Here is a 22,775-nt window from a genome sequence, read left to right as displayed (position 1 = left end):
ATAGAAGGTGGCTGAACTAGCAAAAAATACGACAACTGTTCCAGAAGTTCATCTAGAAGAAATACACACACCTCCCTGGAAAGAAGCGTGGCAATCTTTTTACCAAAATAAGTTAGCTGTAATTGGTTTAGGAATTGTCCTTTTCTTTATTGTTTTAGCCTTCATTGCGCCGATTGCAGCACCATTCAGTTATAAAGATCAAAATTTGGCTGAGCGATTGATGCCGCCTTCGGGCAAGCATTTTTTTGGTACCGATGACTTTGGCCGGGATATTTTTTCGCGCGTCTTGTATGGGGCACGGCTGTCACTGTGGGTTGGGTTCTTCTCAGTCTTAGGGTCCGTTATTCTAGGTACACTGTTTGGCATTGTCGCTGGATATTATGGCCGTTGGGTCGATACGATTATTTCCCGCATTTTCGATATTATGTTGGCATTTCCAAGCATTCTGTTGGCAATCGCCGTTGTGGCAATTTTAGGCCCTTCACTGCAAAATGCGCTGATTGCTATTGCAGTGATCAATATTCCAAACTTCGGAAGACTTGTTCGTTCCAAAGTGCTCAGCGTCAAACAGGAAGAATATATTATGGCGGCACGGGCAGTGGGGATGAGGGACACGCGAATTTTGTTTCACCATATCTTGCCTAATAGCATTTCCCCTGTTATTGTTCAGGCAACACTCGCAATTGCTACGGCGATTATCGAAGCTGCAGCATTGGGCTTTCTCGGATTAGGTGCCCAGGCGCCAACGCCGGAATGGGGCAAAATGCTTTCCGATTCAAAACAATACTTGGTGCAAGCCCCGTGGACATTATTTTTTCCAGGTGTTGCGATTATGTTAACTGTATTGGGGTTCAATTTGATGGGCGACGGGTTAAGGGATGTGCTTGATCCGAAACTGAAGCAGTAACAGCTAATTTGTCCATTCTCCCTTGTTCTTCAAACTTCCTATTTTTGAAAAATACACTATAATAGAATGAGTAACATGAAATGGGAGAAGAGAACAGTGGAAAAACAGAATAGCTCATACAGATGGGTTGTGTTTGCTGCGGTGCTGGCTGCTTATTTTTTGATTGTCAGCCAGCGAACGGCACCGGGATTAATAACGGATCGGTTAATGAAAGAATTTACAATTTCGGCTTCAACGATTGGGCTGCTGACGAGCATTCAATTTTTGGCTTATGCCGGCTTGCAGATCCCGATTGGGATTTTGTCTGATCGCTTTGGTCCGAATTTTTTTCTGATTGGCGGCACGATCCTGAATGGTTTAGGTACATTTCTATATAGCTTAGCTCCAAATGAAGCGGTGCTTTTTACAGCCCGCTTATTGGTTGGTATGGGTGATGCAACCATTTGGGTGAATTTGGTGTTGATACTAAGCCAGTGGTTTAAGGTTAAAGAATTTATTGGTTTACTTGGGATTGCTGGAATGTCTGGCGGTCTCGGTTTCTTGATGGCCACCGTTCCTTTTTCCGCATGGATCGCTGCTACAAGCTGGAGAATTCCCTTTTTCACAGTGGGAATCCTTTTAATGGGTATTGGCATTTTTCTTTATTTTATTTTAGTAAAAAGGCCAGAGCAGATCGGCATTGTTTCGTCGGAGAAAAAGAAAAAGGCTGCGGTTAAAAAGGCGGTGAAACGTGAAAAAACACGGGTCATTTTACGGCGGGTCTTTACGGAGCGTCAGACGTGGGCAACCTTTTTTTGCCATTTTGGCGTTGTTGGAACATATGTCGGTTTTATTGGTTCGTGGGCAGTGCCATATGGGATGCAAGTATATGATATGTCCCGTTCAGCCGCCAGTCAGCTCATTATGATTGGCCTTTTTGGTGCCATTGCCGGCGGGCCGCTGACGACTTGGATTACAAGCCGCTTGGAGATGATTAAGCGACCATATGTTATGATTCAATGCCTTGTTTTTATTGGCTGGACATCCTTTCTTTTGTTCGGCGGCAAACCACCGTTTTTCTTGCTGGCCGTTCTATTTCTGCTGATTGGCTATGGCAATGGCGCCAGCGCATTAACCTTTGCAGTCGTTCGGCAATCTTTCCCGATCAAAGAGGTTGGTGTTGTTTCGGGAGTAGCCAACACGGGTGGCTTTTTAAGCGCAGTACTGTTGCCAACTGTTTTTGGAAAAGTACTGGACTATTTCAATACCGCTGGAAGCAATGTTGGCTATCGCTATGGATTCCTCATTCCTGTTGTCTTTTCACTGCTCGGACTGGTAGGCAGCCTGTTAATCAAAGAGCAGCGGCAAGGAGAAAAGCAGGGCAGTTAAAGATGAAAAAAGAGCAAAAAGGAATGGATCCTTCTTGCTCTTTTTTTATGCATTTAACGCCAATTGAATCATCAGTTCAATCGCGGCGGGAATGGCTTTTTCATCGATATCAAATTTCGGGTGGTGGTGTGGATATTGGCTTTTTTCACTTTGCATGCCAACATTTATAAATGCGCCTGTTTTCCCTTTTAAATAATAGGAAAAGTCCTCGGCACCCATAACGGGTTCAATCGGCAAAAAGGCATCAGAGCCGAATGTGTTGACGATCACGTCCTTGGCAAATTCGCATGCTTCCGGATGGTTGTACAACGGTGGTGTTCCCTCAATAAACGTATAGTGACCCTCTGCCCCAAAGCTTGCGCAAATGGCTTTTGTCAGTTGTTCGGTTTTTTGTCTCAATAAAGCGGCGGCTTCATACGTCATTGCCCGAAGCGTGCCTGTCAGTTTAACTTCAGATGGAATGACATTAAAGGAGTTTCCCGCCTGCATCCCGCCAAATGAAACAACGCCTGCATGAAGCGGATTTACGTTTCGGCTGATAATTGATTGAAATGCTTGAATCAGATGGCTCGCAATGTAGATGGGGTCAACGGTTTCGTGCGGGTAGCCACCGTGTCCGCCTTTTCCTTTAATGGTAATTTCAAAATCATTGCTTGAGGCCATCGCAGGGCCAACAGCAAAGCCAATTTTCCCAAGCGGCATGGTGGACATTAAATGGACGCCATAAATGGCATCTATCCCGTCCAAAATGCCTTCTGTGACAAGCTTTTGCGCACCGCTTGGCGACGCTTCTTCTGAGCTTTGGAAAATAAATACGATATTGTTTTTGATTAAATGAGGATTTGAACTCATCCACTTGGCTACCGTGAGCAAGATGGCAGTATGGCCATCATGGCCGCAGCCGTGCATCACGCCGGGAATGGTTGAAAGGTATGGCTTGTCTTCCCCTTCTTCCTGAAGCGGCAAAGCATCCATATCGGCGCGAAGGGCGATGGTTTTTTTTCCTTCCGTTCCTTTTAAATAGCCGATGATACTTGGCTCAGTGTAGCGATGATCGATTTCAATACCGAACTCGGTTAATTTTTCTTTTACATAGGCAGCTGTTTTGTATTCCTGTCCAGACAGCTCAGGATACATATGGAAATGTCTGCGTTGCTGGATGGCCCAATCTTGTAATGCTGTATCAATGAACGTTGTTTTGTACATTCGAAACCCTCCGTCATAACAGATTCGTAGTTTTGTATATTTAGTCAGTAAATTGTATAATACATTCACGAACAACGCAAGTATTTTTCGAAGTTGACGAATTCTGTCTCGTTTTATATGATAAGGAAGAATTAAATACCCGTACTTGATCGGGAGAGGTTCATAGCTGTAAACCCTCTATAAAAAACTATGGATACACGCCAACTATTGCGCCATGTCCATAAGGGGTATGGCGCTTTTGTTGCTGTTCTGTTCGTTGAAGTGTAGAGTGAGCCCTCCTGCTAAAGTATGGGAAATCATTACAGGAGGTTTTTCTATGTCTGGACGCAGCCAGGAACAAGGTTTAAAGGATCTAACGCTATTGGGAAATCAAAATACACAGTATTCATTTGATTATGCCCCGGAAGTTTTAGAAGCAGTTGATAATCTCCATTCTGAGCGCGATTATTTTGTGAAGTTCAATTGCCCGGAATTTACAAGCTTATGCCCGCTGACCCACCAGCCCGATTTTGCAACCATTTACATTTCGTATATTCCTGATAAAAAAATAGTGGAGAGCAAATCGCTGAAGTTGTATTTGTTCAGTTTTCGAAACCACGGAGATTTCCATGAGGATTGTGTCAACACCATCATGAACGATTTAATTAAGCTGCTCGATCCCCGTTATATTGAGGTTTGGGGGAAATTTACCCCAAGAGGCGGGATTTCGATTGACCCATGGTGCAACTACGGACGTCCAGGGACAAAATTCGAAGAAATGGCTCAATTCCGCATGATGAACCATGATCTGTATCCGGAGAAAGTAGATAACCGCTGAAGAAAGAACGTTATTTTTAAAAGGAAAGGGCCCTTTGGTTCAGAGTCACCGGGGGTTTTTCCGTTTTTGGATACGTAAAGTGTTCTCTCAATACCCAAAAGGGTATAATGAAGGTGTAAGGTTATACCATTCTTGAAGACGGAGAGAGAAGGGATTGTCGTGGCGGGAAAGAAGGTCGTTTACTTTGTGTCATTAAGTTCAAATGTTCCCTTTGTTCTTTTGGAAGCGCTTAAAAAGGTGGCGGATCAGGATGAAGTTGCCATTTTCTTCGACCTCGATGGTGCGAGGGTTTTAGACAAACGCTATGTAGGGATGATGGAGCAGGTTCGCGGCATGGAACTGGCGAATTTACTGCAGGCGGCACTGGGGAAAGGGATCAAGCTGTATGGCTGCCAGATGAACGTTTTGATTGCCGATGGCCTCGAGTTGATTGAAGGGGCTGAGCTGGCTGGGGTCGCTACTTTTTTAAAATTGGCCTATCAGGCTGATTCAGTACTAAGCTATTGAAAGGGGAATGGGTTATGGACCAGAAAAAAGTGGTGATCATGGCACTCCATGATGAATTGGAGTCAGCTTATCCTCCATTGAATATAGCCGTCGGTGCCGTTTCCTCGGGAGCGGAAGTTATTCTAGCTTTTTCCCGGAGAGGGGTTACTATTTTAGATAAAAGCTATAAAGGGGTTCCGTCTAAAGGATTGGACTATTTGTCCCATGCCCTAACCAATTTCGGTGTTACCTCTATTCCCGAATTGCTTGATATTGCGGTAGAGATGGGTGTGCAGCTGTATGTGGTCGATTTAGATGTAGGAGATCATTGCGAATTTCGCCATTACGCTGAACAAGTCCCGATTAAATGGATTTTAAACGAAGCTGCATCTGCCGATCTTTTTCTTCATTTTTAATAGTAAAAAAAGTATCAGGTATTCCTGGTGCTTTTTTTTACTAAAAATTCGATTCAATGAAAAAATAAGCAGAAAGGCTTTAGAAATGAGAGAAAATTAAGTATGATCTTATAGTAGAAGTCATTTTTTACATAAGGAGGGTTACTGTTGAAAAAAACAGTTGATCCAGCGGACAAGCGGTTTAAAATTGCCCACAGGGAAGCACTCATCGGCGTGATCCTTGTCATCATTAATTTTATTTGGTGGTACGGTTTTGCTTATGGACTTGGTTCCGGGAAGGTAGAAGATTATACATATGTATTTGGCTTGCCGGCATGGTTCTTTTACAGCTGTATTGCCGGGTTTGTGGTCATGGTTGTGCTTGTGACCATTGCAGTTACATTTTTCTTTAAAGATGTTCCCTTTGAGGATAAAGAGGGGGAAAGCAAATGAATTGGGCGGTCATTACCCCATTGTTGCTTTTTTTACTGCTTATTTTTGCAGTCGGTTTCTGGTCCAATAAATTTGTGCTCAAATCCAATTCGTTTCTCCAAGAATACTTTTTAGGCGAACGCCAGCTTGGCGGTTTTATTTTAGCGATGACGATGGTGGCGACGTATGGAAGTGCCAGCAGCTTCATTGGCGGCCCGGGAGTTGCCTATACGCAAGGACTCGGCTGGGTGCTCTTGGCGATGGCACAGCTGGCAACAGGCTATTTCGTGCTTATGGTGCTGGGGAAGAAATTTGCGATTGTCGCCCGTAAATATGAAGCGATTACGCTGATCGATTTTTTAAAGCAACGGTATCAAAGCAAAACGGTTGTGTTGTTAGCAGCGGCGAGCATTATTGTTTTTCTTTTCTCATCGATGACTGCGCAGTGGATCGGCGGTGCACGGCTGATTGAGTCTTTAACCGGGCTGGCATATCCGGCGGCATTGCTGCTATTTGTTGCCTCGGTTCTTGTTTTTGTCATTGTCGGCGGCTTCCGCGCGGTCGCCCTCACGGATGCCGTACAGGGTGTTGTGATGTTTGGCGGCACGCTGATTCTATTGATCGCAACCATTAAAGCGGGCGGGGGGATTCCAACCATTATCTCCCGTTTGGCTGCGGAAAATCCGAATTTGATCAGCCCGTTTGGCGCCACGGGTACGTTAACGCCCGCTTACGTCTCCTCTTTTTGGATTTTGGTCGGTGTCGGTGTTGTCGGTCTGCCGCAAATTACGGTCAGGGCGATGTCGTATAAAAATTCACAAGCGATGCACCGGGCAATCATTATTGGAACGATTGTTGTCGGTTTTATTATGTTAGGCATGCACCTGATTGGCGTTTTTGCCCGCCCTGTTCTCCCGGGTATCAAGGTTGGCGATACGGTGATGCCGCTCTTATCCATGAAGGTTCTGCCGCCATTTGTTGCTGGGGTTGTCCTTGCGGCGCCAATGGCCGCAATTATGTCAACGGTGGATGCTTTGCTGATTTTGGTCAGTTCCGCGCTGGTAAAGGATGTTTATTTGAATTATATAAAGCCCCATGCAAGCGAGAATCATGTGAAAAAAGTCAGTTTCAGTGTGACCGCGATTGTTGGCATACTCGTGATTTTTCTCGCCTTAAGTCCGCCTGATTTAATTGTCTGGCTGAATTTATTTTCGTTCGGCGGTTTGGAATCGGTGTTTATCTGGCCGGTGATTTTTGGTCTTTATTGGCGCAAAGGCAATAAGTATGGAGCGATCTCGTCGATGACTTTCGGAATGGGTTCCTATATTTTCTTGGATCGCTTTTATCCAAATGCGTTTGGCATGCATACAGTCGTCTTGCCAATTGTCATCTCCCTGATCGCATTTGTCGTTGGCAGTTTGGCAACTCGGAAGAGCACCATTGCCCTTCAGTTGGAAAAATAGAAAAGGAACCGCTCGTGGCGGTTCCTTTTTAATGATTCGGAAATTTTATCCGCGGGAATTTGTGTTTTATCCGTGTAGTTTTGAGGTTTATCCGTGTATTTCGTTCGTTTATCCGCGAAAAATCTCCGTTTATCCGCGAGAATTTGCCATTTATCCGTATTTCCAAAAAATGGATCTAATTTAGAACAGCTAGTTTTGCTATTTTTTACAAAATTGAATGGGATTGGAGTGTTTCCAGTATATATCGAGCCCGATTTGTATAGGAGTGCTTCTGGACTGCTTTAAGACCGTTTAACTGAATTTGTTTGCGCTCATCAGGATGGGTTAAATAGTAGGTAACTAGTTCAATCGTTTCGTGCTTGTTTTTGGTCGTGACCAAGTCAACCCCTGGCTTAAAAAGGCGGTTGATTTCCGGAGTATCTATTGTCAGTAAAAATTCCCCTGATCCTAAAATTTCATATGTGCGCTGGGTCAACTGTGTTAAATGATTTTGCAGACCCAATACAATATCAGCGCCGGAGTATACAGTATTGGCTTTTTGATAGTCTAGATAGCCGTGCAGCCAGCTTTGCGGCAACTCTTTTGTAAAATAGATACTCATCTTTTCCCAATCCCTCCCCCAAAAATCAATTCGTTTATTCTTCTCGATCAACGGGCGGATAAGGATATCAATGGCTTGATGCCGATAATGGTTCGGGTATTTTTGCAAAATATCAGGGTAGGCGTTTGCCACTAATGCGATCGAAAAATGCTGGCTTGTTTTAACTGGAAAATGCACGTTTGGATGATAACCAAAGTCCATGTGGGCGGCAGGATAGCCTAATTGCTTAAAATCAGCGACAGAGTCAGGACAAATGGTAAAAATAAAATTCGGCTCGGTATTTTGAATATAAGGAATCGAGAACGTTTTGGAATGGGTAGGATCTTCAGTAGACCAAAAAATGTGAGGTACCTTTGCCTGTCGGACAAATTTTTTAATTTCTGCTTGCTTATGGGGTGAGTTGGTTCTCTTTGTCCATCCCATCGTAACGATCAGGTCGGGATGGAAATCCGTAAGCATTCGTTCCTGAGGGAATCCGAAAATTTTTACATGATGGCCAAGATCCTTAAATCCATTTGGAAGCCCGTGAATCCACATCGGATGATCCTCGAGAAACAAAATGTTCACGGCCTGTACCCTCTTTCAAAGTCCAAGAAGCACTTTTATTGTTACAAGCTGAAATTTGTTTTTTAGTAAAGGGAGAATGATTTCCAATGCTTCAGGAGTGTTTTTGCTGTTCAAATGGAATAACACGATATCACCGTTTTCTGCCTTGCCAACAATTTTGTGGACAAGATAATTGGTTTTGCGTTGTTTCCAATCGCGCGAGTCCAAACTCCAAAGAATGCTTCTGTAGCCGGCCTGGTGAACAGCATTGAGAACTTTTTGGTTGTAATAGCCATACGGCTGGCGAAAAAGCGGACGGGGTGTAATTCCAGTGGTTCGAAAAATTTTCTCTTCACAAAGGGCTATCTCTTTGATCATTTCATCCGTACTCAATTTGGTGAAATCCGGATGAGGATTTGAATGATTGCCGATTTCGTGGCCGTCCTGAACCATTCTTTTCGTAAGTTCGGGATAGTGATCTATAAATTCCCCTGTTAAAAAGAATATCGATTTTGCTTCAGTTTTTTGTAAAATACGAAGGATTCTTTCGGTTTGAAAGTCGGTGCTGCCGCCATCAAAGGTTACTGCGATTTTCGGAACGGTCCGATTGCCATGAGTAAAGATCATTGGTTCTTTTTTAATCAAAATCTCACCATCTTTTGCAGCGATATAGTAATACGGTATTTCTTTTAAAGAAAGAAGGCACGGCAAAAATACAAATTAGAAGGTAATTTGTTCAATCCAGAAATTTATCCGTTAGGTTTATCGATTTATCCGTATGATTTCAACTTTTATCCGCGAGTGAGCTCTGTTTATCCGCGGGAATTTGTCTGTTATCCGCGAAAAATCTCCGTTTATCCGCGAGAATTTGCCATTTATCTGTATTTCCACAAAAAGGAAGCATCGGCCTCTTGATTTCCAAAAAAATACAGAGGTGCCGTCCCCCTGTTTCATTCCACTTTCACTTTCACCCGGTCGATTGCATTATAACCATAGCCTTTCCGGTTCCAAAAAGCAGTTTCAGGCTGTGTTCGCCCGTATGAATCAGTTGCCCTGGAAAGGATGGTGTACTCTCCTTTGTCGTGAACAGTCCAATTGTAAGACCAGGAAGTCCATCCAAATTCTTCGTTTGCCGCGATTTCGGCAGTCCTCCAGGTTTCGCCTTCATCTGTACTGATTTCCACCTTTGAAATCGTTCCCATGCCTGTGGAAGCAATCCCTTTAATAACGTGCATGCCCGTATTGAGAAGTTCGTACTCCAACGGATACTGAATCGATGAATTCACATTCATGGTCGTCACCGGAAAAGCGCCGCGATCGTCGTCTTTATGGGGATAATATACATAATCAATTGTTTGAAACGGCCCTTTAAATGGCTTGTCAATCACCTGAATCTGTTTGATCCATTTGACGGAAGCTACCGCATACCATTGCGGAACAATCAGTCTTAAAGGATATCCATGTTTAAAAGGAATCGGTTTCTGGTTGTACTCGTAGGCAATGATTGTATCCGGATCCATCGCCTTTTCGAGCGGCAGGCTTCGCATAAACGAATAGGTTTTGTCCAAATCGGTTCGCGGTCCATAATCATAGCCCTCAACAACGACATCGACAGCTCCTTCCTTTAGTCCGGCTTTTTCCAGCAATGTCCGAAGCGGAACACCTTTCCATTGGCCTTGGCTGATGGCGCCGCGTTTCCACTGCTCGCCAAACACCTTTGGCTGGAAAAAGTCGCGCTTGTTTCCAGAACACTCTAAAGCAACCTTCAGAGTTTTTGCCGGCAGCTGAAGTAGATCTTTTAGGGTAAATACCGTTGGTGTTTCCACGAATCCTCCGATCGGAAGCCAATAGCTTGAATACGATAAGGCAGGATAGGCAAAATGATTTCGTCGATAAAAATACTTATTCGGGACGAAGGGCGTGTCAATAAACGAAATGGGGGTCTCGTGGTTTTCCGGCATTAAGCTGTGCGTAAGCAAATAAGGCTTTGCAAGAAACGGCTGATCGTTCAATGGTGATCCCTCCAAGAAAAAGCAATCAATAGTAAAGCATATGCTGTTTTCGGCAAATGTTATGCTTAGTCTCGCGCTAAGCTTTTTGAAAAAGAAAAATGGACCAAAAGAATTTGGTCCATTAGCTCTATTCTACGCTTTTTGCTCAAACAATTTGGCAATTTCTACAATGACCTTGACTGCTTTCATCATCACTTCAACCGAGACAAACTCATATTTGCCATGGAAATTTTCCCCACCTGCAAAAATATTTGGCGTTGGCAGTCCCATATAGGAAAGCTGGGAGCCGTCGGTGCCGCCGCGGATTGGTTTCGTAATGGGCTTAATTCCGAGGTTTTCCATCGCCTCATGGGCAATGTCGACAATCTCCTTTACCGGCTCAATTTTATCCTTCATATTATAATATTGGTCATTTACTTCTAAAACAATCGCTTTCTCGCCGTATTTGGCTTTCAACTCACTTGCAATTTTTTCAACCGTGGCTTTGCGGGCTTCGAAGTTGGCCTTATCAAAGTCACGAATAATATAGTACAGCTTCGTTTCTTCCACGTCGCCATGAAAGGAAATCAAATGATAAAATCCTTCGTATCCGTCTGTATATTCCGGTGCTTCTTTTGCTGGAAGCTTGCCGTGGAACTCCATCGCGATTTTTGCGGAATGGACCATTTTACCTTTTGCAGTCCCCGGGTGGATATTGGTTCCTTTAAATGTAAGCTTTGCGGCCGCCGCATTGAAGCTTTCATATTCGAGCTCGCCCAGCGGTCCGCCGTCAACCGTGTAGGCATAATTGGCATTGAAGGCCTTAACGTCAAACTTATGCGGTCCCCTGCCGATTTCTTCATCGGGCGTGAAGGCAATGCGAATTTTTCCATGCTTGATTTCCGGATGATTGATTAAGTAAGCCATTGCCGTCATGATTTCAGCAACACCGGCCTTGTCATCTGCACCAAGCAAAGTTGTTCCATCAGTTGTAATCAGCGTCTGTCCTTTGTAATCAGCAAGCTGTGGAAAATCGTTTGTTGATAACACGATATGTAAGGAATCATTCAAGGTCAGATCCTGTCCATCGTAGTTTTCGACGATTTGCGGGTTGACCCCTTTGCCGGTAAAATCGGTAGCGGTATCGACATGGGCCAAGAAGCCAATTGTCGGGACATCTTTTTCCGTATTCGCTGGAAGCGTTGCCATGACATAGCCGTTTTCATCAATCGTTACGTCCTCCATACCGATTTTCTTTAATTCTTTAACTAATTTGTTCAAAAGGACTAGCTGTCCCGGGGTTGAAGGGCAGGTGCTGCTTTCCTCATTTGACTGGGTATCCACTTTAACATACGAAGTGAATCGGGCAATGATTTCGTCTTTCACTATGGGTTCATCTCCTCTTGATTCATTAGCTTCATCATATCATAACTTTTTCAACAAATGGGCAAATCATCTATTGACCAGATAAGTCAATGGAACTGCAATGGAACTGACTAGAGTGGTCAATCCTGCTAGAAAGAAGGCTTTATAAGTGTTTGAAAAATTCCTCCAACTTGATCTTGAGAAACAGATCCGAATTTTAAATGCCGCTAGTAAAGAGTTTGCCCAGAAAGGCTTTGTAAATGCTTCGACAAACGTAATGGTGAAAGAAGCGGGCATTGCGAAGGGACTGCTGTTTCATTATTTTCAAAATAAAAAGCAGCTGTTTTTGTTTATGTTTGATTACTTTATAGAGGTGATTACAAACGAATTTTACCAAAAAATTGACCTGTCGGAGCCAGACTTTTTCGAAAGAACCAAACAAGCTTCATTGATCAAAATGGAATTGCTGCAAAAGTTTCCGGATGTGTTTAAATTTTTGGAGAGGGCGTAAATGGAGGATGCGGTGCAGGTGTCGCATGAGCTTGATCAGCGGAAAAGGGAACGGACGGCTTTTAATCTGAATCGATGTTTGAAGGGATTGACGTTTCGAAGTTCCGGGAGGATGTTGTGGTGAAAAAGGCGCTGAAAATCATTATGTGGACGTTCGAGAGCTTTGGAAATGAAGGAATGCAAAAGGCGAAACAGTTGCATTCTTCGGAAATGAATGGTGAACAATTGTTTGCCGAAGTCAATGAATACGCTGGGATTCTAAAAAAGTGCTTTTATAAATAAGCGGATTTTACAGAACGGAGCACTTGATCCGTTATATTTTACCGTGTCGCTTGTTTTGATCGCTGGCTTTGTTTCGGCCACCTACCTGTTTTTTTCGAAAAGGGATATGAAATTCTGATTGGAGTTAAAAGGCAGCGCATTTGCACGCTGCCTTTTAACATCTACGGCTTTGTATATTTTTTGTCCGAACATTGGCAACGCCCTGCCCGATCACAACTGGCTTGCCGCCGCATTGAAGACAATCGAGATTTCGAATTGAAACATCGTCTGCATGGTGATCACCGCCAAATACTTTAATGCCTGCTCCGGCATTGCAAACATTTCGTACGGTAACTTGATTGAGTACAATGTTGCGGGCACGGTACTGAACGGCAATGACGGGATGACCCTTAAAATCAACGGCAGGATCGCCAATTACGGTAAATTGATTGATCACTACATTTTTATAAGCTGATACGACCATCGCTCTTGGCGCAGAGCTTTTATATAAATCAGTATATTGAGGTGCGACGGCGACTAGATTGGTTGCGCGGATCGAGTATGCCGTTTTTGACTCTGGATCGGTCTTTTTGTGGTGGCCGATATGACGAAAATTGAAAGACCGGTTATCCTTTATTGACAAATGGCCAATGATTTGCACGTTTGCTGCGGCGGAAGAATTTTCATGGGCCTTGACTTCAACTCCGCCAAAGCAATGGGCTGTTGAATTGTTGGAAAGCCAAACATTTTTCGATCCATCGTCAATTTCGATCCCATTGGAGTTGGAAAAACCTTTCGCGTGCGCCCTGCCGCTCGGGTCGCACATATGGGAATAAGAGATCAAAATATTTTCGCTGTGATGGGTGGTGATGCCGTCATCGCCAAAGCCGTGGCCGATCAGATGGTCGAGCCAAATATACCGGCTCCCGCCCCAGCCTCTTTTTCCATCACCACGATAGTCGTAATACGGCGAGGTAATGTCAAACCCATGAAGGCCGGGATTGATCGCCTCTACCTTTTTCACCCAGCCGAATTTTACATTGGCAAATGTTACGCAGCTGGAATGATTCCCACCTGTGCTTGTCTTCGGCTGCGTTCCCAGTCTTTCCACATTCCAATCCAAACTCAATCCCTCAATATAAATATGGTGATTTCCCAGCCAATAATGGGAGTTGGTGACAAGCCTTGTGCTTTTTGGCGCATCGTCATGCAGCTTTAGCGTTGTTTTTCTTTTGCCGCTGCCTGTCAGGATTGTGTAGGAAGGAAGCTGGATTCCTTTTGTCAGATAAACGCCGTCTGGAACAATCACTTTTACTCTCCCTCCGCCGATTGCTTTTTGAAAGGCTTGTGTATCATCTGTTTTGCCATCACCTTTTGCACCAAATTCTTTCACATTGACTTCCTTTTTCACTTTTTTTAAAAGCTTTTCGTATTCCATGTCCAGCTTTTTCAGCCACTCTGGAAAAATAGGTGCCGTTTTTGGCGTTGGCTCGTTTTGGATGGCCGCAAAAAAACGATTGGTTCGAATAACTTCTTTATTGAGCTGAAACCGTTTATGGCCAAGGACAAATAGCAGCCGGGCATTGTAGTCAGGATTATGATTTCGATCAAACATTTCATTACCACCACACAACCAAAGTAAATTCCTTTTGATTATTCCCGCTTTTTCCATTGTATAAGCGTGAGGCGAAAGCTTGCTGGTTATTTGCAATGGCTTAAAGAGGGGCTAGTAGATTTGTGTATTTTCATCGAGGTAAAAAATTACAAATACGGATAAACGGGAAATGTTCGCGGATAAAACGGAAAAGTTCGCGGATAAAAGTAGAAACTCCGCGGATAAATGAACAAACTCCACGGATAAAAGTAGAAACTTCACGGATAAACGGGGAATTCCCGCGGACAAGTACGGAGTGGCAAACAAACAAGTGGGGGAATTTGCCGAAAAAGTGACAAATACGGATAAACGGGAAAAGTCCGCGGATAAAACGGAAAAGTTCGCGGATAAAACGGAAAACTCCGCGGATAAATGAACAAAGCTCGCGGATAAACGGGGATTTTTCGCAGATAAAAGTTGAAGACCCTTTGATCAATGACCAACATTCGCGGTTGGCCTGTCCCATGGTTTTTTGAAAACCCAGTTAATGCCCCTTCTGTTCTAAAAATTTGCAAACGCTATTTATAAAAGGTAATAATAGTTTATATGATAGGAAGTAGAACAGTTGAAAGGTGGTCATTTTAATGGATAATGGTAATGGTGCGTTACCGCCCAAAACGTGCAGCATTGACCGGTTGGTGAGAGTAGCGGAAGATGTCAAAAAGGTGTTAGCCGGTGAAAAAACAGCGACGCGCAGAAATGGACGCTATGCCGATGTTGGTGAAATCATGGTTCTTGAAGGGAAAAAGTTCGTGATCGACCGGGTCTATTCGCAATCGCTCGGAGATCTGACGGATGAGGACGCCAAGCGGGAAGGATTCGCCAATTTGGAAGAATACAAACAGTCCATTCTGTCAATACATCCGGGAATGCCGTGGCTTCCGCACATGCGTGTCTGGGTTCATGAATTTCATGCTGCACCAGAGCAATGAACGGAGTGAATGAAGATGGCTCATCGCATCCTTCTTTACATCCATATAGCCAGTGCTATTTTGACAATCGGTCCTTTTTTTGCCGTTTTGCCCATCATCAAGAAACTTCGTGATGCACAGGCGGCCGCACAGGAAGCTTATATCAGTACATTTAAATTTGTCGTTCGCTTGACGATGCATGCTGCCCATGTTTTGGTTGTTTCCGGGATTTTGCTTGTCATTTTTAGCAGTTGGACATGGACAACGTCCTGGATTCTTGTTCCGATCCTGATTATGGTTAGTTCGCTCTATTTTTTTGCCAGAGCCTTTTCCCCGCTGCTAAGGAAATTTACGGAGGAAAAGCAAGATCGTGAGGTACTGTCGAAGAAACTGATGAGTGCGACGATCTGGTACATCCTGATTTTGTTGGTGGTTCTTGGATTCATGGTCATCAAACCGAACTTATGGTAAATTTTCATAACGATCACAACAGCTTGGAGCACTTTTCAGGCTGTTGTTTTTTTACGTTTAAAATTTGTTCGTCACCCGAAGAAAAATTTATAATGAAAGAAGCAAACCCTTCGAGAATGGAATAAAGGTGGACCTCCTATGCAATTTTTAAAAAAATACGCAAAAAAGTATTGGAAGCTGTTTAGCATTGCGATTTTATTTTTAACCTTTGAAGCGGTATCAGATTTGTTGCAGCCAACGATTATGTCCAAGATTGTCGATGTCGGTGTGGCGGAAAAAAATCTCCCGTATGTTTGGAAAATGGGCGGATTGATGCTGCTGATTACGGGGTTCGGAGCGTTATCTGCTTCGGTGCGCAGCATTCTTGCAAGCAAAGTCTCGCAAAATGTAGGTGCTGAATTGCGTTCCGATTTGTTTCGGAAAATTCAGTCGCTCTCGTTTAAAAATATTGACCGGTTTGACCGCGCATCGCTCGTGACAAGGCTGACCAATGATGTTACCCAGGTGCAGGTGTTTGTGAACGGCACGATGCGGATTTTTGTCAAAGCGCCGCTGCTGGCGATTGGCGGCTTAATCATGGCGATCCGCTTAAACATTCGCCTCTCGGTTGTTTTGGCCGTCGTCGTTCCCGCCATTGCCCTTTTCATTGCGGCCAATATGAAGCTGGGCTTCCCGCTTTTTCAAAAAGTGCAAAAAGCGCTTGACCGCGTCAACAGCGTCATGCGTGAATATTTATCGGGTGTCCGGGTCGTCAAAGCTTTCAATCGGTTTGACTATGAAACAAACAAATTCAATCTTGCCAACCTTGAGTTTCAAGACCAGTCGATCAATGCGAGCCGCCTAATGTCCATTTTCAGCCCGGCCATCATGCTGACGGTCAATCTCGGGATTGTCGCCGTGCTATGGCTGGGCGGATATGGGGTTGAAAAAGGTCAAATGCAAGTGGGACATATTATTGCCTTTATCAACTATATGACACAAATCCTCTTTTCCTTGATGATGATTTCGATGGTTTTCAACATGTTTGTTCGAGCAAGGGCTTCGACGAGCCGGATCGCTGACATTTTCGCATTGGATGAACCGGAAACAAAGACGGTTGAAAGCAAAGGGAACACGGGTGAAAAAGGAAGAATTGATTTTGAACATGTCTGCTTTTCCTATGAAGGGATGACCGGCACGCCTGTATTGAAAAAAATCAATTTGACATGCCTGCCGGGGGAAACAGTCGGGATCATTGGCTCAACCGGCTCTGGAAAAAGTACGCTTGTCAACTTGATACCAAGGTTTTACGAGGTCAGTTCCGGGACGATCAAAGTGGACGGGGAAGACATTAGTAAAATCGATCCCCGAACACTTCGGGAAAAAATTGCGATTGTACCGCAGAAAAATATTCTCTTCACCGGTAGTATTGCTGACAATATCCGCTGGGGAAAAGAAGCGGCCTCGTTTGAAGAAATCCGGCATGCTGCTGAAATGGCCTGTGCTGCTGAATTTATCGAGGCCTCACCTGAAGGATACGAAACGAAAATCGGTCAGGGCGGCGTGAATTTTTCCGGCGGGCAAAAGCAGCGGATTTCCATTGCCAGGGCGCTTGTAAGAAAACCGGAAATTTTAATCTTGGATGATAGTACAAGTGCAGTTGATGCGGCCACAGAAGCAAAAATAAAGGAATCGCTGAAAACGTACGCAAAAGACCTTACGTTTTTGCTGATTGCCCAGAGGATCACTTCGGTTATGGATGCGGATCAAATCGTCGTTCTCGATCACGGAGAAATCGCCGGGATTGGCAAGCATGAGGACTTACTAAAGAGCTGTCCGGTTTATCAGGAAATTTTCCAATCGCAACTCGGCAAGGAGGTCGGCTAAAAACGATGGTGCAACAATCACAACAGCCTAACGCCAATCCGCAGCTAACACCCGTCCTACCCGGGCCAGGGCGGCCTGGAGGAGGCGGCTTCCGCCACGGGCGGGGCCCTGTAGTCAAACCAAAGAATTTCAAAGGAACGCTGAAACGGCTCTGGTCTTATTTTGGCAAAGAGCGAAAAGTGCTGCTTTCGATCTTTCTCTTTATTGTGGTCGATTCTGTCCTAACGCTTCTGGCTCCTTATTTGATCGGCAAAGCTGTCGATGCGATGTCGTTACATGGCGGCAAAGTGGACTTTCCCCTGCTTGAAACAATGATCGTCGGCCTTCTTGTTGCTTATATTTTCGATGCGGTATTAACCTTTTTGCAAGGCTGGTTCATGGCGGGAGTTTCTCAGCGGATTGTGAGAAGTTTGCGCAGCACGCTTTTTCAGAAACTGCAGAAATTGCCTGTTGCCTTTTTTGATTCACGAACGCATGGGGAGCTGATGAGCCGCTTCTCAAACGATATTGACAATGTCAGCAATACGATTTCGCAGTCCACTACCCAGCTGATGTCGGGTGCAATTGTGATTCTTGGCTCGCTGGCAATGATGCTCGTGTTGAGTCCGGTTTTAACGATTGCCAGTCTCATCACGGTACCGCTCGTATTTTTATTAACCAGAACCATCGCGAAAAAAACAAGTGTTTTGTTTAAGAATCAGCAGGTGGAACTGGGAAAATTGAACGGTCATATTGAGGAGACCATTTCCGGTCTTCAAGTTGTCAAAGCATTTAATCATGAGCAAAAGGCAATTGAAGAATTTGAAGCAGTCAACAACCAACTGCTTGATGTCGGCCTTAAGGCGCAAATTTGGTCTGGCTTTTTGATGCCGATCATGAATGCGATCAACAATCTTGGCTTTACCGTTGTGGCCGTAGTCGGAGGTATTCTTGCGGTACAAAATAGTATCACGGTTGGCGTAATTGCCAGTTTTTTAACGTATTCGAGACAATTTGTCCGCCCGCTGAATGATCTTGCCAATATTTTCAATGTGCTGCAATCGGGCGTTGCCGGGGCGGAACGGGTTTTTGAAGTTCTTGATGAAGAGGAAGAGCCGGCAGATGCCGAGAATGCCGTTCCACTGGTCCATCCGAAAGGGCATGTACAGTTTGAAAATGTCATGTTTGGTTATCGGGCAGATGTGCCGATTTTAAAAAACATACATTTTGAGGCTCCTGCAGGCAGCAGCACGGCGCTTGTTGGCCCGACGGGTGCGGGCAAGACAACGGTTGTCAATCTGCTGACAAGGTTCTACGATGTCACAAGTGGCCGAATTTTGCTTGATGGCAGGGATATTCGCGACTATACAAGGGACAGCTTGCGCCGCAGTTTTGGTTTTGTGCTTCAGGATACGTACCTTTTTTCCGGCACGATTAAGGAAAATATTCTGTACGGGAATCCGGATGCGACTGATCAGGAAGTGGTGGCGGCAGCCGAGCTGGCCAATGCAGCCGAGTTTATTCAGCGGCTGCCAAATGGCTATGAGACCGTGTTGTCAGAAAACGGCGGCAATCTTAGTCAAGGACAGCGGCAGCTATTGGCAATTGCCCGGGTCATTTTGGCGAAACCGGCGCTGTTGATTTTGGATGAGGCAACAAGCAGCATTGACACAAGAACAGAGTTGCATATTCAAGATGCTTTGCTGGAAGTGATGAAAGGGCGCACAAGCTTTATCATTGCCCATCGGTTAAACACGATCCGCGATGCCGACACGATTATGGTGATTGACCATGGAGAATTGGTGGAAAAAGGGAGCCATCAAGCATTGATGGCAGCCCGCGGCCGGTATTACCAGATGTACTACAACCAGTTCAAAAATGTCGAAGGTGCTTTTGATTAGGAGGCGCCTGGGTTGGATTCAAACAAGGTGTCCACACCGGGAAATTTTCAAGAACCAAAAAAGGCTGCCAGGAGTTTTCCTGGCAGCCTCTTAGCTTACAATCCTGTGTTCGCTTTGACGAGAATTTCATCAAACTTCTTCACGTCTGCTTTCTTACTTGACAGCACGGTTCCAAGATAAGCAGCAATAAAGCCTAGCGGAATCGAAATGATTCCCGGGTTTGTCAAGGTCACAAGCGGCTTGCCGACAAGGATTGCTTTACCAACTTCCGGTGACCAGACGTTTGGGCTGATGGCAACTAAAACGAGCGAACTGATCAGCCCGACAATCATACCGGTAATCGCTCCAGCAGTATTAAAGCGTTTCCAAAAGATCGTAAACACGATGACCGGCAAGTTCGCACTTGCGGCAACGGCAAAAGCCAGTGAAACAAGGAAAGCAACATTTAATTTTTGTGCAAACAAGGCAAGCAAAATGGAGAGCACGGAAACGCCGATGGATGCCCAGCGTGCAGCGACAACCTGCTCCTTTTCTGTTGCTTTGCCATGACGGATGATATGGCTGTAGAAGTCATGGGCAAACGCCGATGCGGCAGACAGCACAAGCCCGGCAACAACCGCGAGAATCGTTGCAAATGCAACCGCGGAAATGAACGCGAACAAGAATTCCCCGCCCAATGCTTCCGCCAAAAGCGGTGCAGCCATGTTACCGGCAGCATTGGCCGCGACAATTTTATCATAGCCGACAAATGCGGCGGCGCCAAAGCCTAAAAAGATCGTCATCACATAGAAAATACCGATAATCCATGTCGCATAAACCACTGATTTCCGGGCGGTGATCGCATCTTTTACCGTAAAGAAGCGGGTAAGAATATGCGGCAAGCCCGCTGTTCCGAGCACCAATGCCAAGTTAAGCGAAATCGTGTCAAGTGGATTGGTAAATTTATTGCCGGGACTTAAAAACTTTTCCCCTAACGGTGTGGCCGTTTTCATGTGATCAAACATTGTCATGACGTTGAAATCAAATTTGGCAAACACCATAATTGAAATGACCACTGTTCCACCCATTAGCAGGAGAGCCTTAATAATTTGTACCCAGCTTGTTGCCATCATTCCGCCGAAAACAACGTAGACGGTCATGAGGACACCGACAATTAAAACAGAATATATATAGTCAATGCCGAGCAGCAGCTTTATCAATGCGCCTGCGCCGACCAACTGTGCAATCATATAGAAGGTGGAAATCGTAATGGTATTTAAGGCCGCAACGCCGCGAACATTTTTTTCGTTAAACCGGGCGGCAATCATATCTGCCATTGTGTATTTGCCAAGGTTGCGAAGCGGTTCGGCTACAATATACAAGACAACCAAATAAGCGACCAGAAAGCCGATGCTGTAAAAGAAGCCATCGAACCCGGAAAGGGCGATCATCCCGGCAATGCCGAGGAAGGATGCAGCAGACATGTAGTCTCCGGCAATCGCCAGTCCGTTCTGCCAGCCAGTTAAACTGCTGCCGGCAGTATAAAAATCGCTTGTTGTTTTTGTTCGTTTTGAAGCGACGTATGTTACGACAAGTGTGAGGCCGACAATGATGAGGAAGAGTGTAAAGGCTGTTGTGTTCATCTATTCTTGTGCCCCCTTTAGATCCGCCGCCTGTTTGATTTCTTCGACCGATTGGTCAAATTTTGCTGCTCGTTTTGTATAAATCATACATAATGCCCATGTCATGATAAATTGTGCAAAAGCAAAAACCCACCCCCAGCTGATCGACCCAAATGCATTGCTTTTAAGTACAGATGTATAAGCAGTTAAAATTGGCAAGGTGAAATAAAAGACTAAGAAGAAAATGGAACATGGTACGATAAAGTTGCGCTTTTCCTGAAGAAGTTGTTGAAATGAAGATGATTGAACAATTTCAGTGTAGTCGAGTGCGGAATGACGATTGACCCCGTATGGTAAATCCTTTTCATTTACTGCCATTTAGAATACCCCCTTTGTTTGACCGTAAAAAATAAACACTATCCTCCTTTCGTTTATGATACAAAGTTATTATACATTTATTAGAATAGTCTGTAAATTCTGTTAGCCATCTTTTGTGATGCAAATTTCGACAAACACAAGCACACTTGTAATTATTATTAAGCAACTCGCTCAAGCATCAGCATGTTTCACTGGATTCAACCAATTGGATTTTTATGCGGGATAAAATCGGATAATGGGTGAAAAAGTATTGGTAGGAATGAAAAACATAGTGACATGTGTAATGACACTTGTTATAATGTAAAAAGATTGCTAGATGATCGAAAAGGAGGGCTTTGCGTGGATGCATATGGTCAGAAGATGGTTCTAAATAGAAGAAATGACGTCTCAAGCGGCAAGCTGCTAGGCATTGCCGGCATGGGCTGGTTGTTTGATGCAATGGATGTTGGCATGCTCTCTTTCATCATTGCAGCATTAAAAATCGATTGGAATTTAACGACTGAACAAATGGGCTGGATTGGCAGCCTCAATTCAATCGGAATGGCCGTAGGCGCATTTCTTTTTGGCGTTATGGCTGATCAGATTGGCAGAAAAAATGTTTTCATCGCTACTTTGTTATTGTTTTCAATCGGCAGCGGGGCAGCAGCGTTTACCACGTCGTTTGCGTTATTTTTAATCTTGCGCTTCTTTATCGGAATGGGTCTCGGCGGAGAGTTGCCTGTTGCTTCGACCCTTGTTTCGGAGAGCGTTCCGAAAGAAAAAAGGGGGCGCGTCGTGGTTCTGCTCGAAAGCTTTTGGGCGGGGGGCTGGCTTGCTGCGGCTATTATATCCTATTTCATTATTCCGAAATATGGCTGGCAATCGGCATTGTTCATCAGTGCCCTCCCCGCATTGTATGCCCTTTATTTACGATTGGGGCTGCCGGATTCTCCGCAGTTTGCTAAAGTAAAGGGACAAGAAAAGTCCAGTGTTTTTGCCAACATTGCCAAGGTTTGGTCAAAAGAATATGCAGTCCAGACAACGATGCTCTGGATTCTTTGGTTCACGGTTGTCTTCTCTTATTATGGAATGTTTTTATGGCTTCCAAGTGTGATGGTAATGAAAGGCTTTACGTTGATCAAAAGTTTTGAATATATTTTGATGATGACGCTTGCGCAGCTTCCTGGCTATTTTACGGCTGCGTGGCTGATTGAGAAATTTGGACGTAAATTTGTTTTGATTGTCTATTTATTGGGAACAGCAGCTAGCGCTTATTGGTTTGGGACAGCTGGAACAACTGCTTTGTTAATGACCTCGGGAATATTATTGTCCTTCTTTAATCTCGGGGCATGGGGAGCGTTATACGCCTATACACCTGAACAGTATCCGACGGCAATTCGCGGAACAGGCGCAGGTTTGGCCGCTTCCTTTGGCCGAATAGGCGGCATCATTGGTCCGCTTCTCGTTGGCTACCTTGTGGCAAGACAAGTATCCATTTCGACTATTTTCATCCTCTTTGCCCTATCTGTTTTAATTGGCGCTGCAAGTGTCCTTGTATTGGGAAAAGAAACAAAACAAAAAGAATTGGCTTAAGCAACAAAAGAATGGACGCAATGAAACGTTCATTCTTTTATTTTTGTCCCGATAGAAAAAGAAGAATCCTTTTGAATCACAATTCGTTTTACTC

Annotated in this window: 22 protein-coding genes and 1 riboswitch; of the genes, 14 read left to right on the top strand and 8 right to left on the bottom strand. The window is 44.6% G+C overall.

Going from position 1 to position 22,775, the window contains the following annotated elements; genetic code table 11:
- The first annotated feature begins 7 nt into the window (after positions 1-7).
- Both nikC and ACQYAD_RS17815 read left to right on the top strand, forming a co-directional pair.
- Positions 8-907, top strand: coding sequence for a nickel transporter permease (nikC, locus tag ACQYAD_RS17820; RefSeq protein WP_430240321.1), 900 nt, complete (start codon positions 8-10; stop codon positions 905-907).
- A gap of 96 nt (positions 908-1,003) precedes the next feature.
- Complete coding sequence (locus tag ACQYAD_RS17815; RefSeq protein ID WP_430240318.1) at positions 1,004-2,275, top strand: MFS transporter; 1,272 nt, start codon at positions 1,004-1,006, stop codon at positions 2,273-2,275.
- A gap of 45 nt (positions 2,276-2,320) precedes the next feature.
- Here ACQYAD_RS17815 and ACQYAD_RS17810 read toward each other — a convergent pair whose 3' ends face one another.
- Positions 2,321-3,481, bottom strand: coding sequence for a M20 metallopeptidase family protein (locus ACQYAD_RS17810; protein WP_430240315.1), 1,161 nt, complete (start codon positions 3,479-3,481; stop codon positions 2,321-2,323).
- Between the two features lie 149 nt (positions 3,482-3,630).
- Positions 3,631-3,678, top strand: a riboswitch (PreQ1 riboswitch).
- A 119-nt stretch (positions 3,679-3,797) separates the two neighbouring features.
- On the opposite strand from ACQYAD_RS17810, the gene queF reads away from it, so the two are divergent.
- From queF to panF, 5 genes are all read left to right on the top strand, one after another.
- A complete protein-coding gene (gene queF, locus ACQYAD_RS17805) occupies positions 3,798-4,298 on the top strand; it encodes a preQ(1) synthase (protein WP_430240312.1) in 501 nt (166 codons plus the stop codon).
- Between the two features lie 159 nt (positions 4,299-4,457).
- The gene (locus tag ACQYAD_RS17800; protein WP_430240309.1) at positions 4,458-4,805 is read left to right on the top strand and encodes a DsrE/DsrF/DrsH-like family protein; all 348 of its coding nucleotides are present in this window, start codon (positions 4,458-4,460) and stop codon (positions 4,803-4,805) included.
- A 14-nt stretch (positions 4,806-4,819) separates the two neighbouring features.
- Positions 4,820-5,200 (top strand): peroxiredoxin family protein, encoded by a 381-nt coding sequence (locus tag ACQYAD_RS17795; protein WP_430240306.1) that lies wholly within the window; start codon positions 4,820-4,822, stop codon positions 5,198-5,200.
- Positions 5,201-5,347: 147 nt separating this feature from the next.
- Entirely contained in the window at positions 5,348-5,632 is a 285-nt protein-coding gene (locus ACQYAD_RS17790) for a YhdT family protein (RefSeq protein ID WP_430240303.1), read from the top strand.
- The gene (gene panF, locus ACQYAD_RS17785) at positions 5,629-7,074 is read left to right on the top strand and encodes a sodium/pantothenate symporter (RefSeq protein ID WP_430240301.1); all 1,446 of its coding nucleotides are present in this window, start codon (positions 5,629-5,631) and stop codon (positions 7,072-7,074) included. Before ACQYAD_RS17790 ends, panF begins: the two co-directional genes overlap by 4 nt.
- A 205-nt stretch (positions 7,075-7,279) precedes the next feature.
- Here panF and ACQYAD_RS17780 read toward each other — a convergent pair whose 3' ends face one another.
- From ACQYAD_RS17780 to pepT, 4 genes are all read right to left on the bottom strand, one after another.
- Entirely contained in the window at positions 7,280-8,242 is a 963-nt protein-coding gene (locus ACQYAD_RS17780) for a CgeB family protein (protein WP_430240298.1), read from the bottom strand.
- 15 nt (positions 8,243-8,257) lie between these two features.
- Positions 8,258-8,866 (bottom strand): polysaccharide deacetylase family protein, encoded by a 609-nt coding sequence (locus tag ACQYAD_RS17775; RefSeq protein ID WP_430240296.1) that lies wholly within the window; start codon positions 8,864-8,866, stop codon positions 8,258-8,260.
- A 305-nt stretch (positions 8,867-9,171) separates the two neighbouring features.
- Positions 9,172-10,233, bottom strand: a complete 1,062-nt coding sequence (locus tag ACQYAD_RS17770; protein ID WP_430240295.1) for a sulfite oxidase — start codon at positions 10,231-10,233, stop codon at positions 9,172-9,174.
- Between the two features lie 132 nt (positions 10,234-10,365).
- On the bottom strand, positions 10,366-11,598 hold the full coding sequence (pepT, locus tag ACQYAD_RS17765) for a peptidase T (protein ID WP_430240293.1): 1,233 nt from the start codon (positions 11,596-11,598) through the stop codon (positions 10,366-10,368).
- A 148-nt stretch (positions 11,599-11,746) separates the two neighbouring features.
- Here pepT and ACQYAD_RS17760 point away from each other — a divergent pair, with 148 nt between their 5' ends.
- Positions 11,747-12,088, top strand: a complete 342-nt coding sequence (locus tag ACQYAD_RS17760; protein ID WP_430240291.1) for a TetR/AcrR family transcriptional regulator — start codon at positions 11,747-11,749, stop codon at positions 12,086-12,088.
- 119 nt (positions 12,089-12,207) lie between these two features.
- Entirely contained in the window at positions 12,208-12,369 is a 162-nt protein-coding gene (locus tag ACQYAD_RS17755) for a hypothetical protein (protein WP_430240289.1), read from the top strand.
- 154 nt (positions 12,370-12,523) lie between these two features.
- On the opposite strand, the gene ACQYAD_RS17750 is transcribed toward ACQYAD_RS17755, so the two are convergent.
- Positions 12,524-13,963, bottom strand: coding sequence for a glycosyl hydrolase family 28-related protein (locus ACQYAD_RS17750; protein WP_430240286.1), 1,440 nt, complete (start codon positions 13,961-13,963; stop codon positions 12,524-12,526).
- 617 nt (positions 13,964-14,580) lie between these two features.
- On the opposite strand from ACQYAD_RS17750, the gene ACQYAD_RS17745 reads away from it, so the two are divergent.
- From ACQYAD_RS17745 to ACQYAD_RS17730, 4 genes are all read left to right on the top strand, one after another.
- Positions 14,581-14,934, top strand: a complete 354-nt coding sequence (locus ACQYAD_RS17745) for an ASCH domain-containing protein (protein ID WP_430240404.1) — start codon at positions 14,581-14,583, stop codon at positions 14,932-14,934.
- Between the two features lie 15 nt (positions 14,935-14,949).
- A complete protein-coding gene (locus ACQYAD_RS17740) occupies positions 14,950-15,384 on the top strand; it encodes a DUF2269 family protein (RefSeq protein WP_430240284.1) in 435 nt (144 codons plus the stop codon).
- A gap of 138 nt (positions 15,385-15,522) precedes the next feature.
- Entirely contained in the window at positions 15,523-17,250 is a 1,728-nt protein-coding gene (locus tag ACQYAD_RS17735) for an ABC transporter ATP-binding protein (protein ID WP_430240282.1), read from the top strand.
- A 5-nt stretch (positions 17,251-17,255) separates the two neighbouring features.
- Positions 17,256-19,130 (top strand): ABC transporter ATP-binding protein, encoded by a 1,875-nt coding sequence (locus tag ACQYAD_RS17730; protein WP_430240280.1) that lies wholly within the window; start codon positions 17,256-17,258, stop codon positions 19,128-19,130.
- A 95-nt stretch (positions 19,131-19,225) separates the two neighbouring features.
- Here the strand turns inward: ACQYAD_RS17730 and ACQYAD_RS17725 are convergent, their stop codons facing one another.
- Both ACQYAD_RS17725 and ACQYAD_RS17720 read right to left on the bottom strand, forming a co-directional pair.
- A complete protein-coding gene (locus ACQYAD_RS17725) occupies positions 19,226-20,752 on the bottom strand; it encodes a solute symporter family protein (RefSeq protein WP_430240278.1) in 1,527 nt (508 codons plus the stop codon).
- Positions 20,753-21,109: a DUF485 domain-containing protein gene (locus ACQYAD_RS17720; RefSeq protein WP_430240276.1), complete on the bottom strand. Its 357-nt coding sequence runs from the start codon at positions 21,107-21,109 to the stop codon at positions 20,753-20,755. It lies immediately after the preceding gene.
- A 360-nt stretch (positions 21,110-21,469) separates the two neighbouring features.
- Here ACQYAD_RS17720 and ACQYAD_RS17715 point away from each other — a divergent pair, with 360 nt between their 5' ends.
- Positions 21,470-22,681 (top strand): MFS transporter, encoded by a 1,212-nt coding sequence (locus ACQYAD_RS17715; RefSeq protein WP_430240401.1) that lies wholly within the window; start codon positions 21,470-21,472, stop codon positions 22,679-22,681.
- Positions 22,682-22,775: the final 94 nt, after the last annotated feature.

It is taken from the genome of Neobacillus sp. SM06 (assembly GCF_050496765.1).
Taxonomy (GTDB): domain Bacteria; phylum Bacillota; class Bacilli; order Bacillales; family Cytobacillaceae; genus JAEVLT01.
This window is presented reverse-complemented; position numbering and strand designations above follow the sequence as displayed.